We start from the raw sequence: 15,192 nt of genomic DNA, 5'->3' as shown, positions 1-15,192 counted from the left end.
CGGAAGCCTAAGGCATGAGCTGTTATGCCTGAGTATTCAGGTGACTGCGGAGAGTGCGCGGTGAGACCACACAACGTGTCATCCGCCCAGGCCACGTAGATTCTCGGCGTGACTCATTTGCCTGACCAAGGTCCCCAACCTGGTGTCCACGACCTGGGATACGCACGCCTCGACACCGATCGGCTCGAGCGCACCGGCGACGCCGAGGTGGTGTACGGCGCCGGCAAGACGCCCAGCCAGGTGGTCGAACTGCTGCGCACACTGCACACCACTCACCCCGGTCACGCCGTACTGGCGACCCGGCTGACGGTCGAGGCCCAGGAGGCGGTCGCCGCAGCCCTGCCCACCGCGGTGGTCGATCCGGTCGGGCGTACGGCGGTCCTCGGTGCGGCGCCCGTACTGCGTGGGACCGTCGCCGTGGTCGCGGCGGGTACGTCGGACGCCCCGGTCGCGGCCGAGGCTGCGACGACGGCCGAGGTGTTCGGGGCGAACGTCGACCGGATCACCGACGTGGGCGTCGCCGGGCTGCACCGGGTGATGGGGGTGCGGGAGCGCCTCGACGCGGCGGACTGCCTGATCGTCGTGGCCGGCATGGAGGGTGCGCTGCCGAGCGTGGTCGGCGGACTCGTCGGCGTACCGCTGGTCGCCGTACCGACGTCGGTCGGGTACGGCGCTTCGTTCGGTGGGCTGGCCGCGTTGCTGGCGATGCTCAACTCATGCGCGCCGGGGGTGTCCGTGGTGAACATCGACAACGGCTTCGGTGCCGGCGTGTTCGCGGCCCGGGTGGCCCGTCGCTCCGCGCCTCGTGAGTCCAAGGAGACGCAGTGAGAATCGCCTGGATCGATTGCTCGGCCGGCGCCTCGGGCGACATGCTGCTCGGCGCATTCCTCGACGCCGGGGCTGACGTCGGCGTGGTCAACGCGGCCGTCGCGGCGGTGGATCCTTCGCTGTCCGTGAGCGTCGAGCGCGCCATGCGCCATCAGATCGCCGCCACCAAGGCCACGGTCGAGGTGCACGGAACACCGCACCCGGAGAGCGTCCTCGACAGCGGCCATGGTCATGGCCACGGCCACGGTCATGAGCACGGTCATCCGCCGACCCGGGCCTGGGCGGACGTGCGTCGCCTGCTGGAGGAGGCCAATCTGGCCGAGGCGGTCCGGGATCGCGCCCTGGACACGTTCGCCCGGCTGGCGCGGGCCGAGGCCTCGGCGCACGGGGTCGAACCTGACGCCGTGCACTTCCACGAAGTCGGCGCGCTGGACGCGATCGCGGACATCGTCGGCGTGGCCGCGGCCTCTGTCGCGCTGGACATCGACCGGATCGTCGTCTCGACGATCGCCCTCGGCGGCGGCACCCAGGTCCGCGGCCAGCACGGCGGCATCCCGATCCCGGGTCCCGCCGTACTCCACCTGCTCTCCGAGGCCGAGGCTCCGGTCACCGGCGGCGCCGCGGCGTACGAGATGACCACGCCGACCGGGGCGGCCCTGCTGGCGTCGCTCGCCGACGACTTCGGGCTGCTCCCGCCGATGCGGATCGAGCAGACCGGCGTGGGCGCGGGCGGGCGGGACCCGGTCGAGGTGCCGAACATCGTGCGCGTGGTGCTGGGTGAGTCGATCGAGGAGTCGTCCACCGAACTCGTGTACGAGACCAACGTCGACGACCTGGATCCGCGGATCTGGCCGCAGGTGCTGGCCCGGCTGATGGAGGCCGGCGCGGCCGACGCGTGGCTGACCCCGATCCTGATGAAGAAGGGCCGCCCCGCGCACACCCTGTCGGTCCTGGTCGGCAGCGCGAACGCCGAAGTGGTCCGCTCGGTCATCCTGGCCGAGACGTCCGCGATCGGCCTGCGGGAGTTCGGCATCCGCAAGCACGCCGCGGACCGGGAGTTCGCCTCGGTCGACGTCGACGGCCAGCGCATCCACGTGAAGATCGCCCGGTACGGCGGTCAGGTGGTCAACGTGCAGCCGGAGTACGACGACGTGGCCGCCGCGGCCGCCGCCCTGAAGAAGCCGGTCAAGACCGTCCTCGCCAAGGCGATCGCGGCCGGGCACGACCTCTGGGGCTAGCGGGCCTCGGCCTTCTGCGGAAGGGTCTTCTGTTTGCGGCGGGGCCAGTCGTACGGCCACCACTGGGCTCCGCCGCGACGGGCCCAGACGATCAGGCCGATCAGGACCGCGAGCTCGACGGCCGGGCAGATGGTGTCGCGGAGCCGCGCGCTGAACCACTCGAGGGAGTCGGACAGGCTCGCGGCGACCTGGCGTGCGTTCGGATCCCGGCCGGGGACGTACGCGATCGCGAGCATCGTCGTCCGGACCACCATCAGCCCGTCGACCTTCGAGGCGGCCACCGCGGCCAGCGCGACCCAGGCGATCAGGTCGTACCAGGGCAGTGAGTACATCGCGGTGAGGATCCAGGCGATCGCGTAGATCGCGGTGTAGCGGATCGCGGCCGGCGTCGGGTCGTCCGGATGCGTCTGCGGCACGATCGACTTCGGGAACACCTGCGTCAGCAGGATCGCGACCACGATCAGGCCGACCCACGCGAGGATCGCCAGGACGGTGCGCACCAACCCGTTCGGCAGGAACAGGGTGAAGAAGCTCAGCAGGACCTTGTGCGGCGTGCCGGTGGAGATGAACGAAGTCTGCGAGCGCGCCTGCTGGAACGCCTGCAGGCCGACCACGGCGTACAGACCGCCCATGGCGAGCGCACCGCCGCCGCAGAAGATCGCGGCCTTGCGCCGATCCGCGCGCAGCGACCACAGCATCGCCACACCGACCAGGCCGATGGACAGCTTGGTGCAGCCCGCGACGCCGATCAGGATGCCGGCCAAGAACACGTGCCGCCGGAACAGCACGAGCCCGATCACCGCGAACATCACCGCGATCGCGTCGTTGTGCGCCCCGGCCAGGACCGTCCACAGGATCAGCGGGTTCGCCAGGCCGAGCATGATCACGCGGCGCCGGTTCGGCAGGTTGGGACCGACGAGCTTGAGCAGCAGCAGCCCGGTGACGACGAGGCTGATCGCGACCGACAGTTGCAGCATCCACACGGTCAGCTGCATCGAGTCGCCGCCGATCAGCGACGCGATCCACTGGATCCACGTGGCGATCGGGCCGTACACACTCTTGGCGCCCTGCCACGGCCGCTCGGTCGCCGCGATCACCGGGTCGTAGCCGAGCCGGATCGTGTCCGCCGGGGCGGTCGTGTACGGATTGCCGCCGAGCGACATGATCCGGCCGTACGCCGCGTAGATCAGCACGTCGCCGGAGGCCATCGGCGGGACCAGCGTGATGGCCGCCGTCGTACCGATGCCGAGGGCAACCAATCGGTCGACCCGCGGGGCCCAGCCGTGCTTGAGCGCCTTGGTGGCCAGGAACACGCCGTACCCGCCGAGCAGGATGGCGACGTAGATCATCACCGTGACGAGCCAGTCGTTCGGCTTGCTGTCGAACCAGTACGACGGGAGCCAGGCGTGCCGGTTGGTCAGGGTCAGCACGACCACGGACGGGCCGAGCAGGCCGGCCGCGACGATCAGCGCCGCGCAGGCGAGGTAGAGCGCGACCGCACGACGCCCGAACCGGTCGCCCAACTGCCGGTCGGTGGTGGTTTCGCTGGTGCTCATTGCGACGATTTCCGCGGGAACAGGCTCCGCAACGACGGACCGCCACTGTCCACGGGCAGGGCGCTGCGCGCGGCGAGGGCGCGACGGACGTGCAGATACTGCTTGGCGCGGTGGAGCTGGCCGCGCAGATCCGTGCCGGTGGCCCGGTGCCGGACCTCGATCGGCACCTCGACGATGCGGAAGCCCTTGCGCCCGAGATCGATGCTCAGCGCGGTCTCGACCCCGAACCCGGCCGCCAGCGGCACGGCGGAGTCGAACGCGGCCCGGGTCAGGCAGCGCTGCCCCGACAGCGGCTGCTCCGGCGCCCAGCCGGTCGCCTCCTCGATCCCGGCGCGAGCCAGCCGGACGACGAACCCGTGCCCGCCGGCCTTCGAGCCGTCGGCCCGCACCTGCGCCGGCAGCGTGCCGATGGTCATGTCGGCCTGACCGGTCTGCACCGGCTCGATCAGCGGCGCCGCGGCCGTCGCGGAGTCGGTCAGGTCGGCGTCGAGGAACAGCAGGTGCCGCGGCCGGGCGCCGTCCCGCTGCGCGACCGCCGCCGCCCCGGTCTCCATCGCCGCCGCCTTCCCCCGGTTCCGGTCGTGGCGGACGACGACTGCCCCGGCGCGCTCGGCGGCTTGCGCCGTCCGGTCCGCGGAGCCGTCGTCGACGACCACGACCAGGTCCACCCCGATGATCTTGTGCACCGCGTCCACCGTGGCCGCGATCCGCTCCGCCTCGTCCTTCGCCGGGATCACACAGGCGACGGCACGCTGATAAGGCTCGGATGGCAGATCATGACCGGACACAGCACCGCAGCCTAGTTCCTTCCCAGCCGATCGACCGCGTCAGATCCCGGCTGCTGTGGATATCTCGTTCTTTCGTACGACCGTCAGGAGCGGACGCGGTCGAAGAGCAGGCAGACCGCGCCGGACTCGGTCGGGGTCGAGTCGGCCAGCCGCCACGACGACCCCGGCAGACCGTCCTCGAACAGCCGCGCTCCGCCACCGACCAGCTCGGGCGCGAGCGTGATGCTCAGCTCGTCGACCTCGTCCGCGGCCAGCAGCGCCTTGATCACGCTGGAGCTCGCCAGGACGACGATGTCGCCGCCGTCCTCGGTCCGCAGCTGCTTGACGACGTCGGCCGGGTCGGCGTCGACGATCCGCGAGTTCTGCCAGGGAGCCTCGGTCAGCGTCGAGGAGAAGACCACCTTCTCGGTGTCGGTCATCCACTTCGACACCGCCCGGTCCTGCGGCGCCGCGTTCACGTCGTCCGCGACCGCCGGCCAGAAGCCGCCGAAGCCCTCGTAGTTCTTCCGCCCCAGCAGGATCGTCGTGGCCGGCGCGGTCACCCGGATCATGTGGTCCCGGGCCGCCTCGGTGATCGCGTGCGGAACGATCCAGCTCATGTCGTAGTCCCCGCCGGCCCCGTTCACCCGGCCGTCCAGCGAAAGCATGATGTTGGCCGTCACCTTGCGCGTCATCTCACTACCTCTTCCGGTTCCAGGTCGCCCTCGTGGCGTCCTCACACCGGAAATCCTGTGCCCTCCGGGGACGCCGAACATCTGCCACCTGGCCGATATCCGCGACCCCCTGGCCGATCATCTCAGGGACCAGGGATATTGTCGGACAATCAGACAGAAGGCCTGACGTCTGCCGCAGAGGCGGTGGGCTGCCGTAGCTTGGTTGGCAGACGGACGCAGTGTGGCTTTCGTGGAGAGGGTGGGCTCATGACCGAGGCGCAGGCAGTCGGCACGTACGGCGTCGACAGTGAGGTCGGACCGCTGCGGACGGTGATGTTGCACCGGCCGGGCAACGAGCTCCGCCGACTCACTCCGCGGAACAACGACAAGCTGCTGTTCGACGGCATCCCGTGGGTCGGCCGTGCCCAGGACGAGCACGACGCGTTCGCCCAGGCGCTCCGGGACCGCGACGTCGAGGTGCTGTACCTCGGCGAGCTGCTCACCGCGGCGCTCAACGATCCCGCGGCACGCGCTCAAGCGGTCGCCGGCGCCACCGAGGACCTCCGGCTCGGCGACACCCTGCGCGAGTACCTGCGAGCCTCGCTCGGCGACCTCGATCCGGCGCAGCTCGCCGAGGCTCTGATGGCCGGCGTACGGAACGACGAGGTCCGCGCGGGCGGGCTGGTCACGTCGCTGCTGGCGCACGAGGACTTCCTGATCGACCCCCTGCCGAACCTGCTGTTCACCCGCGACTCCAGCCTCTGGATCCGGGACTCGGTCGCGGTCACCTCGCTCGCGATGCCGGCCCGGGTGCGCGAGACCCAGCTGACCGAGCTGATCTACACGTTCCATCCGCGGTTCGCCGGCGCCGACAAGGTGTACGGCCACCAGCTCGAGCACGTCGAAGGCGGTGACGTCCTCGCGCTCGGCCCCGGCGTACTGGCCGTGGGGGTCGGCGAGCGGACGACGCCGGCGGGCGTGGAACGGCTGGCCCGGCGGGTGTTCGCGAAGGACCTGGCCCACACCGTACTCGCGGTGCCGATCGCTCAGCAGCGCGCGACGATGCACCTCGACACCGTCTGCACGATGGTCGACGTCGACGCCGTACTGATGTATCCGAACATGGCCGAGGAGATGCGCGCGCTCGCGGTCACCACCGACGGCGATCAGCTGCACGTCGCGGAGCCCGAGCCGTTCCTGGTCGCGGCCGCGAAGGCGCTCGGGATCGACACGCTGCGCCGGATCGACACCGGCCTGGACCCGGTCACCGCCGAGCGCGAGCAGTGGGACGACGGGAACAACACCCTCGCCCTGGCGCCGCGCGTGTGCATCGCGTACGAGCGGACCGTGGAGACCAACGCACGCCTCGAGGAGTCCGGGATCGACGTCATCCAGATCTCCGGTTCCGAGCTGGGTTCCGGCCGCGGCGGTCCGCGCTGCATGTCGTGCCCGATCCTCCGCGCGCCGGTCGGGTGAGCCCAGCGACACGCGCAGTGAAATCGGGGCTTGTGGTGGGCACCCATCATGAGTACTCTTCATGCCTAGGCCCAGGCCCTGTTGCTCCCCCGTCAGCAGGACTTGGGCCGTCCACGTTCCCGGGCCCGGTCGAGGCAGATCCCCTGCCTCCCGGCCTAGACCACTAAGTAAATCACCGCAGAGGTCCACACACGCGACCGCCCGGGTGCCTCGTGCACCCGGGCGGTCGGTGTTCGTGGTCTAGCGGATGGTGAGCTGGCGGCTGGACAGGCCGGCCTTGGCGGCGCGCTCCTCCGTGGTGAGCGGCGCCTCGGTGGCGAGGGCCTTCTCCAGGGCGACGGCGAAGTCCGCGGCGGGCTTCTCGACGTCGGCGGCCTCGGTCCCGGCGGGGAGCTCCCAGACGGGAGCCAGGACGCCGAGGGCACGGAAGGAGCCGATCAGGCGGCTGCCTTCGATCAGGGCGGACGAGCCGGCGGCATGCAGCCGGGCCAGGGCGTCGAGCAGGGTGTCCTCGCTGTGCGGCATCACCCAGCGCAGGTAGCGGCGGTCACCGATCTGCGTCCAGTACGCGCCCTCGACGGACTCCAGCCGCACGGTCGGGGCAGCAGCCGCGTTCGCGCGCTCCAGACCCGCGGCGACCTCTCCGGTCGGGTCCTCGACGTTCTCGCCGACCCAGAAGTCGAAGCCCTCGTGCACCTTCACCTCGATCGGCTTCGAGGTGTCGATCAGGTCCTGCAGCCGCGGACCTTCCTTCATCAGGTCGCCGAGCTGGATCGGGTTGCCCGGCTCGGTCTGCAGCGCGGCGGTGATCGCGTGGCCGAGGTCGCGGCTCGGGTCACCCGACGACGCGTGCGTCTGCAGGCCGATCCAGATCGTCTCGTCGTCGCGGACCAGGCCCGGCATCGCCATCGGCAGCAGGGTGACCAGGTTGACCACCTTGCCCGCGGCGTCCGCACCCGCCTCGGCGGTCAGCACGACCTCTGCCGTACCGGACGGGACGATCTCGCGGAACGCGATCAGGTCACACTCCGACGGCAGGCCCTCGAACGGCCGCACCACGAAGGTGTCCGCCGCCTGCGCCCGCTCCCGGCCGTGGCACTGCTTGAACCGCTTGCCCGAGCCGCACGGGCACGGTTCCCGCTGGCCGACGTTCACCAGGTCGGCCGGGTCGAGGGTGACGGTCGTCGTGTTCTTCGCGCGCTGCCGCGACTTCTTTCCCATAACCCCGCAGTCTGGCAGCCGACCACACCCGACGGCCAACCCGCCCGACGGTCAGTTCGGGATGATGGCGTGGACGGTGCGGTGCTTGGCGGCGGTGCGGACGTCCCAGGTCGAGGTGAGGATGTCGACGATCGCCAGGCCGCGGCCGCCGATCGACTCGGGGTGGGTGTCGTTGATCCGCTGCGGCTCGGTGTCGCCGCGGCCGTCGGTCACCTCGACGTGGATGCCGGCCTTGTCGATCCACCAGGCCGCGCGGACCTCGCCGGCGGGCAGCGGCGGGGCGTACCGGATCGCGTTCGAGAGCAGCTCGGAGAGCACGAGCTGGGCGTCGTCAGAGGCGGTGTCGGCGACCCGGTAGCGCTTCAGGTATGCGGCCAGACGGCGCCGGGAGTCGGCTACCGCGGACACGTCGTGCGGCAGTACGACGTCCACAACGCTCACGTCGGCAGGCAAGGTCGCAGAGGACAAGCAGGGTCTCCTCGATGATCGGTACAGCCACCATCACATCTGCCCAGCTTCCGGCCCGGGAAAACCACTGCAGTAATTCCGTTACATAGCTGTCCGTGGATCACGCCTAAACGCGGAGAAACCGAGACGAAATCGACAGAAATGAACGTTGCAATAACGGCACGCATTCACTCCGCTACGTATCCGCACCGCGTGACACACACCACACAAAACGCACCCGATGTGTCACAAACTTCTCCGGTCCGTACGACGTCCTACCGCTCCGGCCCGCCCTGGGACTACCGGCGGTCGCGGCGCCGGGGCGGGTAGGTGACCGTCGGAACCGGGGGCCTGGCGGGTTCGGCCAGCACCTTCAGCGCGGCCTCGGGCCGGTCACTGATGATCGCGTCGACGCCGATGTCGCGGCAGTGCCGGATGTCCGCATCGGCGTTGACGGTCCAGACATGGACCTGGTGACCGTGCTTGTGCGCGCGATCGACGTACTCCGGGTGCGCGGTGACGATCTCCAGACTCGGACCGGCGTACGAGACCCCGGTCGGCAGCGAACCGTCGCGGAAGCGCAGTGGAACGCGGTCCATCAGCAGGACGGTCCGCAGGCCGGGCGCGAGCACGCGCATCCGGCGGAGGGACAGCCAGGAGAAGCTCATCACCCGGACCGGGGACTCGGTGCCCACCTTCGGATGCGCCCAGCCGTAGCGGTCGAGGGCCTCGATCAGCCGGCGCTCGACGAGTCCGGCGTACCGGGTCGGGTGCTTGGTCTCGATCGCCAGCTCGACCGGCCGGCCGGCGTCCCGGACGGTGGCCAGGAGCTCGTCGAGCGTGAGCACCTTCCGCATGTCGGGACTCGGCAGCTCGGCCTCGTCGTCGAGCTCCGCCCACGGGGTCTTCCAGGAACCCCAGTCGAACGACTCGAGCTCTTCAAGGCTCATCGTGGACAGCACACCGTGCCCGTTGGAGGTGCGCTCGATCCGGCGGTCGTGGACACAGACCAGATGTCCGTCCGCGGTGAGCCGGATGTCGCACTCGAGACCGTCGGCTCCCGCGTCGACCGCCCGGCGGTACGCCGCCAGCGTGTGCTCGGGACTGATCTCGCTAGCGCCACGGTGAGCTACGACGCTTGGGCTCCGCCGTCCAAGGAAGCTCTGTCCCATATGGACAACTCTGTCACGCACGCCGGTGAGGAAGTCACGGAGGCACGCCGTTGGTTGGAAAACGGTTTCTCATCATCCGGCCGAGCGAGGATGGGCGCATGGAGATGCGGGCGATCGTGCTGGACGGTCCGGGCGAACCGGAGGACATGCGGGTACGACGGGTCCCTGTCCCGGAGCCCTCGGCCGGGTGGGTCCGGATCAAGGTGGAGGCGTTCGGGCTGAACCGGTCGGAGTACCACCTGCGCGCCGGGTTCGCGACGAACGCGCGGTTCCCGGTGATCCCGGGGATCGAGGCGGCCGGGACCGTCGACGCGGCGCCGGGTGGCGAGTTCGAGCCGGGCCGACAGGTGGTGGCGATGATGGGCGGGATGGGCCGCGAGTTCGACGGCGGGTACGCCGAGTACACCGTCGTACCGGCGTCGTCGGTCATCCCGGTGACGACGGACCTCGACTGGGCCACGCTCGGTGCGCTGCCGGAGATGCTGCAGACGGCCCACGGCTCACTGCACACCGGCCTGGCGATCCAGCCCGGGCAGACGTTGCTCGTCCGCGGCGGTACGTCGTCCGTCGGGGTGGCGGCGGCCGTCCTGGCGAAGGAGCACGGGCTCACCGTGTTCTCGACGACGCGGAATCCCCGGCGGACCGAGGTGTTGCGCGAACTCGGTGTCGATCACCCGATCGTTGACGATGGCAACGTTGCGGAGAAGGTCCGGGAAATCCTGCCCGGCGGGGTGAATGCTGCCCTCGAACTCGTCGGCACAAATGTCCTGCCGGACACCCTGAAGGCGACCGCGATCCACGGCACGGTGTGTTTCACCGGAATGCTCAGCGACAACTGGACGATCCCCGACTTCTACCCGATCGGCTATCTCCCGAACGGCGTCCGGCTGGCGGCGTACGGCGGCGAGAGCAGCGACCTCCCGGCCGCCGCCTTCCAGCAGTACGTCGACCTGGTCGCGGCCGGCAAACTCCCGATCCGCGTCGACCGGGTCTTCACGATGGACGAGATCGGCGCGGCCCACCGGATCATGCAGGACGGCCAGGCCGTGGGAAAGCTGGTCGTCCGGGTCAACTGATCTCGGGCCGGCCCTGCCACCTGACAGGGCCGGCCAGAGGGATCAGGCGGTCGCCTCCTGCAGCGCCGTACTGCGGCCTGCCGGGCGAGCCAGGCCGTAGTGGTCGCGCAGGGTCGTGCCGGTGTACTCGGTCCGGAACAGACCGCGCGCCTGGAGGATCGGGATGACCTCGTCGACGAACGTGGTCAGGCCGGAGGGGAGGACCGGCGGCATGATGTTGAAGCCGTCGGCGGCATCGGACTCGAACCAGTGCTGGATCGCGTCCGCCACCTGTTCCGGCGTCCCCGTGAAGGTGCGGTGACCGCGGCCGCCGCCGAGCCGGCCGATCAGCTCGCGGACCGTCAGCTTCTCGCGCCGGGCGAGCGTGACGATCAGCGTGTAGCGGCTCTTGGCCCCCTCGATCTCGTCCTCGTCGGGGAGGTCGGCGGGCAACTGCTCGTCGAACGGCAGGTCCTCCGGCCTGACCTTCAGCGTCTTCGCCAGTTGCAGCCGCGCGTAGTCGGGCCGGATCAGGGAGTCCAGCTCACGTTCGAGCCGCTGCGCCTCCTCGACCGTCCCACCGATGACCGGCACGATGCCCGGCAGGATCTTCACCGAGGACGGATCGCGGCCGAGCGCCGCGGCCCGCGCCTTCAGATCCTGGTAGAAGTCCTGCGCGTCCCCGAGCGTCTGCTGCGCCGTGAAGACCGCCTCGGCGTACCGCGCCGCCAGGCCCTTGCCGTCCTCGGACGACCCGGCCTGGACGATCAGCGGGTGCCCCTGCGGCGACCGTGGGAGGTTCAGCGGACCGCGCACCTGGAAGTGCCGCCCGATGTGGTCGATCGGCACCACCCGGTCGTTCACGGCCCACACGCCGGATTCCTTGTCGGCAACCGCCGCGTCGTCCTGCCACGAGTCCCACAGCTTGTACGCGACCTCGAGGAACTCCGCGGCACGCTCGTACCGCTCGGCATGTGCCGGCTGGTCCGCGAGGTTGAAGTTGCGAGCCGCCTCCGGGCCGGCCGTGGTGACGACGTTCCACCCCGCGCGCCCGCCACTCACGTGGTCGACGCTGGCGAACCGCCGGGCCAGGTTGAACGGCTCGTTGTACGTCGTCGACGCGGTGGCGATCAGCCCGATCCGCGAGGTCGCCGCCGCCAGCGCGGTCAGCAGCACGGTGGGCTCCAGCGTCCCGGCCGGCCGCCGGCCCACGTCGCCGATCAGTACCGGCGAGTCCGCGAAGAACACCGAGTCGAACTTGCCGCGCTCCGCGGTCCGGGCCAGTCCCTGATAGTGCGCCACCGAGGTGTTGGCGAACGGGTCGCTCTCCGGCAACCGCCACGAGGCCTCGTGATGCCCCGTGCTCATCAGGAACGCGTTCAGATGCAACTGCCTGCTCACAGCGAAACCCCCAATGCGTCGAGAAGCCGCGACCGGACCGCGGCGAATCCTGGATCGGCCGGACTGCGCGGCGCGCTCAACTCGATCTGCTCCTCGGCGACGAGCTTGCCCTCGTCGAGCACGATCACCCGGTCCGCCAGCACGATCGCCTCGTCGACGTCATGCGTGACCAGCAGTACGGCGGGCTGGTGCGCGGCGCACAACTTCCGCAGCAGCACGTGCATCTTCAACCGGGTCAGCGCATCCAGTGCCCCGAACGGCTCGTCCGCGAGCAGCAGCTCCGGCTCCCGCACCAACGACCGTGCCAGCGCGACCCGCTGCTGCTCACCGCCGGACAACTCGTTCGGCCAGGCCTTCTCGCGCCCGGCGAGCCCGACCTCGTCGAGACTCTGCCGGCCACGCTCGTACGCACCCGGCAACCCGAGCACGACGTTGTCCAACACCTTTGCCCATGGCAACAACCGCGAGTCCTGGAAGACGACGGACACATTGGCCGGTACGACGAGCTCCCCGGACCCGGCCACGTCGGAGTCCAGCCCGGCCAGTGCCCGCAGCAGCGTGCTCTTCCCGGATCCACTCTTGCCCAGCAGCGCCACGAACTCACCGGGCGCGATCTCCAGGTCCACTCCGTCGAGGACAGCGCGGTCGTCGTACCGGCGGACCAGGTCGCGGACCTGGACCGCGGCGGTCAGGAGGCCAGCGTGCGGCGCCATGAGAGGGCCCTCCTCTGGATCAGGCGGACGGCTCCGTCGGACAGCAGGCCGAGCGCGCCGTACAGGACCAGGCCGACGATGATGATGTCGGTCTGCCCGTACGTGCGGGCCAGTTCCATCATGTAGCCGATGCCGCTGGTGGAGTTGATCTGCTCGACGACGACCAGCGAGAGCCAGGCGCCGGTCACCGCGAACCGCAGGCCGAGCAGGAATCCGGGCAACGCGCCCGGGAGGACCACCCGGCGGATGAAGTCCCAGCGGGACAGTCCGACGGTCTGCGCGAGCTCGACGTACCGGCTGTCGATCGTGCGGAGGCCGTTGTGGGTGTGGATGTAGATCGGCACGAACACCCCGAGCAGGATGGTGACGACCTTCATCGACTCGCCGATGCCGAGCCAGAGGATCAGCAGCGGCAGCAGCGCCAGCGACGGGATCGCCCGCTTGATCTGGATCGGCCCGTCCAGGATCGCCTCGCCCAGCCGGGACAGTCCGGACAGCAGCGCGAGTACGATGCCCAGCACGATGCCGAGCGCGAGTCCGATCAGGGCCCGCTGGGTGGAGGTCCACAGGTTCGACTGCAGGCGGCCGTCCGCGATCAGGTCACCCGCGGTGGTCACCACGGTCCACGGCGCGGACAGCACCCGCTGGTCGATCCAGCCGGTGGCCGATCCGATGCTCCAGATCACCAGCAGCAGAACGGGTCCGATCGCGGATCCGAACCTGATCGGCTTCCCCAGTCCGAGCCGGGGACGGCGTACGGCGGTGGTCCCGGTGGCTTCCCGGGTCCGCAGCCCGGGCAGGGTGGTCGCACTCATTTGGTGGCTCCCTTGATCGCATCGGCCGCGACGGTCTGGAAGCGCAGGTCGTACAGGTCCTTGGCCTGGATCACCTTGTTGCCGGTCTCCTTGGCGAGCAGCTCGATGGTCTCCTGCTGCCGCTGGATCGCGTCACTCCAGTCCGCGCTGATGTCCGGGTGACCGGCGTTGTCGACCAGCCACTGACCGTCGGCCTCGGTGAGCCCCTGGTCCTTCACGTAGTACCCCTGGATCCACTCCTTGGGGTGCTTGTCGATCCAGTCCTGCGCGACACCCCACGCGGCGACGTACGCGCGGATCGCGGCCGCCTTGCCCGGGTCCTCCAGGGACTCGGTGAGGACGTAGAGGTGGCCGGCGTCGTCGCGCAGCCCGTGGTCGATCGTGCCGGCCCCGTCCTTGCCGTACTTGGCCAGGTAGCGCTTGATCTGTACGCCGCCGATCGGGGCGACGTCGACCTGCTTGGCGGCCAGCGCGTTCGAGTACACGTCGCCGGTGCTCGGCAGCTCGACCAGCTTCACGTCCTCCTTGGTCAGGCCGGCCTTCTTCAGCACCTTGAGGACGAGCGCGCCCTGGGCCTGACCGGGGCTGTAGGCGATCTTCTTGCCGCGCAGGTCGCCGAGCGTCTTCACGTTCACGCCGGGCGCGATGCCGATCTTGTAGATCGGGTGCTCGAGCGGCTCCTGGCGGAACTTCGAGGCGACGATCTTCACGTGCAGACCGGTCCAGGTCGCGTGGATCGGCGGGATCTCGGCGACCGAGCCGACGTCGAGCGCGTGCGCCCGGAACGCCTCGGTGGTCTGCGGACCGCCGCTCAGATTGGCGAACTGGACGAACTTCGACACCTTGTCGATCTGGCCGGACAACTTCAGCGCCACCTCGGTGGCCGGGTCGCCGACGACGATCTTGGTGCCGTCCGGGACGGTGGTCGGCAGGGCGGCGTCGAGCGAGAGCTTGGCGGAGCCGCTGCCGGCGTCCGCGGCACCACCGCAGCCCGCCACCAGGGCGGCGGTCGCGAGGGCGGCGGCGATAACGGCGTACTTGGTCCTAGACATGGTGTGCTTTCGGGTCAGAGGTGGCGGTGACGTAGCGGCCGTCGTGGTACAGCAACGGGTCGTGCTCACGTCGTTCGGTATGGGTGGCGAGGCGGGCGACGACCAGGTAGTGGTCGCCCACGGCGAAGCGGTGCTCGACCTGCGCGCGCAGGTAGCTCGGCGCCTCGTCGAGGGCCGGCTCGCCGGTGCGCAGGCGGGACCAGCGGGTCGGCTCGGCGAACCGGTCGATGCCACTGGTGGCGAACCGGCCGGCGATGGCCTGCTGGTCGGCGGACAGGAAGTTGATCACCAGGCTGTCCGCGACGCTGACGGTCGGCCAGCTGGACGCGCTGGTGGCGATCGCGAACGAGACCAGCGGCGGCAGCAGGCTGACCGAGACCAGTGAGGTCGCGGTGAACCCGACCGGCCCGTGGCCGGCGTCCGCGGTGATCACCACGACACCGGCGGCGTGGCGACGGAACACGGACCGGAACACGTCAGCGTCGACGATCCGCTCCTCGAGGCGGTCCGGGACGACGGACAAGGGCGGACGATCGGACGGGTTGATCGCAGGGACTGACATGTCTCTCCCTCGGGTACGGGGCAGGGACGACCGGCGGAGGGCAGCAGGAAGCACCACAGCCGGGCGGGGTGTGGAGGCGGTGGTCAGACAGGCCTCGTACGGCGGAAGTCCGCCGGGGCAACGCGATACGGCGCGGGTGTCACCGACAGGTGGCGCTCGCCGTCCGCAGCAGATCGATGACGCGACGGCGGGTGAGCAAGGTCGTCGTCATGTCA

The 15,192-nt window shown here is 70.1% G+C and carries 15 protein-coding genes; 4 read left to right on the top strand and 11 right to left on the bottom strand.

Translation table 11 applies throughout. The features are described from left to right. Positions 1–108 precede the first annotated feature (108 nt). Together larB and larC are read left to right on the top strand one after the other, a co-directional pair. Positions 109–828, top strand: coding sequence for a nickel pincer cofactor biosynthesis protein LarB (gene larB, locus ACZ6O0_RS08030; RefSeq protein WP_465764113.1), 720 nt, complete (start codon positions 109–111; stop codon positions 826–828). Continuing rightward, positions 825–2,066, top strand: a complete 1,242-nt coding sequence (gene larC / locus ACZ6O0_RS08025; protein ID WP_465764112.1) for a nickel pincer cofactor biosynthesis protein LarC — start codon at positions 825–827, stop codon at positions 2,064–2,066. The genes larB and larC overlap by 4 nt, the downstream gene beginning before the upstream one ends. On the opposite strand, the gene ACZ6O0_RS08020 is transcribed toward larC, so the two are convergent. From ACZ6O0_RS08020 to ACZ6O0_RS08010, 3 genes are all read right to left on the bottom strand, one after another. After that, entirely contained in the window at positions 2,063–3,622 is a 1,560-nt protein-coding gene (locus ACZ6O0_RS08020; RefSeq protein ID WP_465764111.1) for an MptA/MptB family glycosyltransferase, read from the bottom strand. The two genes, larC and ACZ6O0_RS08020, sit on opposite strands and share 4 nt — an antisense overlap. Beyond that, positions 3,619–4,410 carry a glycosyltransferase family 2 protein gene (locus ACZ6O0_RS08015; protein WP_465764110.1) on the bottom strand — a complete coding sequence of 264 codons (792 nt, stop codon included), beginning with the start codon at positions 4,408–4,410 and terminating at the stop codon, positions 3,619–3,621. Before ACZ6O0_RS08015 ends, ACZ6O0_RS08020 begins: the two co-directional genes overlap by 4 nt. An 83-nt stretch (positions 4,411–4,493) precedes the next feature. Beyond that, positions 4,494–5,084, bottom strand: coding sequence for a dihydrofolate reductase family protein (locus tag ACZ6O0_RS08010; protein WP_465764109.1), 591 nt, complete (start codon positions 5,082–5,084; stop codon positions 4,494–4,496). A gap of 246 nt (positions 5,085–5,330) precedes the next feature. Between ACZ6O0_RS08010 and ACZ6O0_RS08005 the strand changes: the two genes are divergently transcribed. Continuing rightward, the gene (locus ACZ6O0_RS08005; protein ID WP_465764108.1) at positions 5,331–6,539 is read left to right on the top strand and encodes an arginine deiminase; all 1,209 of its coding nucleotides are present in this window, start codon (positions 5,331–5,333) and stop codon (positions 6,537–6,539) included. 240 nt (positions 6,540–6,779) lie between these two features. On the opposite strand, the gene ACZ6O0_RS08000 is transcribed toward ACZ6O0_RS08005, so the two are convergent. The 3 genes from ACZ6O0_RS08000 to ACZ6O0_RS07990 all read right to left on the bottom strand — a co-directional run bounded on the left by ACZ6O0_RS08000 (position 6,780) and on the right by ACZ6O0_RS07990 (position 9,379). Further along, positions 6,780–7,760, bottom strand: coding sequence for a DUF5926 family protein (locus ACZ6O0_RS08000; protein ID WP_465764107.1), 981 nt, complete (start codon positions 7,758–7,760; stop codon positions 6,780–6,782). A gap of 51 nt (positions 7,761–7,811) precedes the next feature. Then, on the bottom strand, positions 7,812–8,201 hold the full coding sequence (locus ACZ6O0_RS07995) for an ATP-binding protein (RefSeq protein WP_465764106.1): 390 nt from the start codon (positions 8,199–8,201) through the stop codon (positions 7,812–7,814). A gap of 305 nt (positions 8,202–8,506) precedes the next feature. Continuing rightward, positions 8,507–9,379 (bottom strand): glycerophosphodiester phosphodiesterase, encoded by an 873-nt coding sequence (locus ACZ6O0_RS07990; RefSeq protein ID WP_465764105.1) that lies wholly within the window; start codon positions 9,377–9,379, stop codon positions 8,507–8,509. A 98-nt stretch (positions 9,380–9,477) separates the two neighbouring features. On the opposite strand from ACZ6O0_RS07990, the gene ACZ6O0_RS07985 reads away from it, so the two are divergent. Next, positions 9,478–10,455, top strand: a complete 978-nt coding sequence (locus ACZ6O0_RS07985; protein ID WP_465764104.1) for a zinc-binding alcohol dehydrogenase family protein — start codon at positions 9,478–9,480, stop codon at positions 10,453–10,455. A gap of 42 nt (positions 10,456–10,497) precedes the next feature. Here the strand turns inward: ACZ6O0_RS07985 and ACZ6O0_RS07980 are convergent, their stop codons facing one another. The 5 genes from ACZ6O0_RS07980 to ACZ6O0_RS07960 are packed head-to-tail and all read right to left on the bottom strand — an operon-like array spanning position 10,498 to position 14,977. Next, positions 10,498–11,835: an LLM class flavin-dependent oxidoreductase gene (locus ACZ6O0_RS07980; protein ID WP_465764103.1), complete on the bottom strand. Its 1,338-nt coding sequence runs from the start codon at positions 11,833–11,835 to the stop codon at positions 10,498–10,500. Beyond that, positions 11,832–12,548 carry an ABC transporter ATP-binding protein gene (locus ACZ6O0_RS07975; protein ID WP_465764102.1) on the bottom strand — a complete coding sequence of 239 codons (717 nt, stop codon included), beginning with the start codon at positions 12,546–12,548 and terminating at the stop codon, positions 11,832–11,834. Before ACZ6O0_RS07975 ends, ACZ6O0_RS07980 begins: the two co-directional genes overlap by 4 nt. Then, on the bottom strand, positions 12,524–13,363 hold the full coding sequence (locus ACZ6O0_RS07970; protein WP_465764101.1) for an ABC transporter permease: 840 nt from the start codon (positions 13,361–13,363) through the stop codon (positions 12,524–12,526). Before ACZ6O0_RS07970 ends, ACZ6O0_RS07975 begins: the two co-directional genes overlap by 25 nt. Further along, positions 13,360–14,415 (bottom strand): ABC transporter substrate-binding protein, encoded by a 1,056-nt coding sequence (locus ACZ6O0_RS07965; RefSeq protein ID WP_465764100.1) that lies wholly within the window; start codon positions 14,413–14,415, stop codon positions 13,360–13,362. The genes ACZ6O0_RS07970 and ACZ6O0_RS07965 overlap by 4 nt, the downstream gene beginning before the upstream one ends. Continuing rightward, on the bottom strand, positions 14,408–14,977 hold the full coding sequence (locus ACZ6O0_RS07960) for a flavin reductase family protein (RefSeq protein WP_465764099.1): 570 nt from the start codon (positions 14,975–14,977) through the stop codon (positions 14,408–14,410). Before ACZ6O0_RS07960 ends, ACZ6O0_RS07965 begins: the two co-directional genes overlap by 8 nt. Between the last annotated feature and the right edge of the window lie 215 nt (positions 14,978–15,192).

It is taken from the genome of Kribbella sp. NPDC048837 (assembly GCF_055586945.1).
Note: the sequence above shows the minus strand (reverse complement) of the source record. Positions and strands in the feature narration are given on the sequence as shown.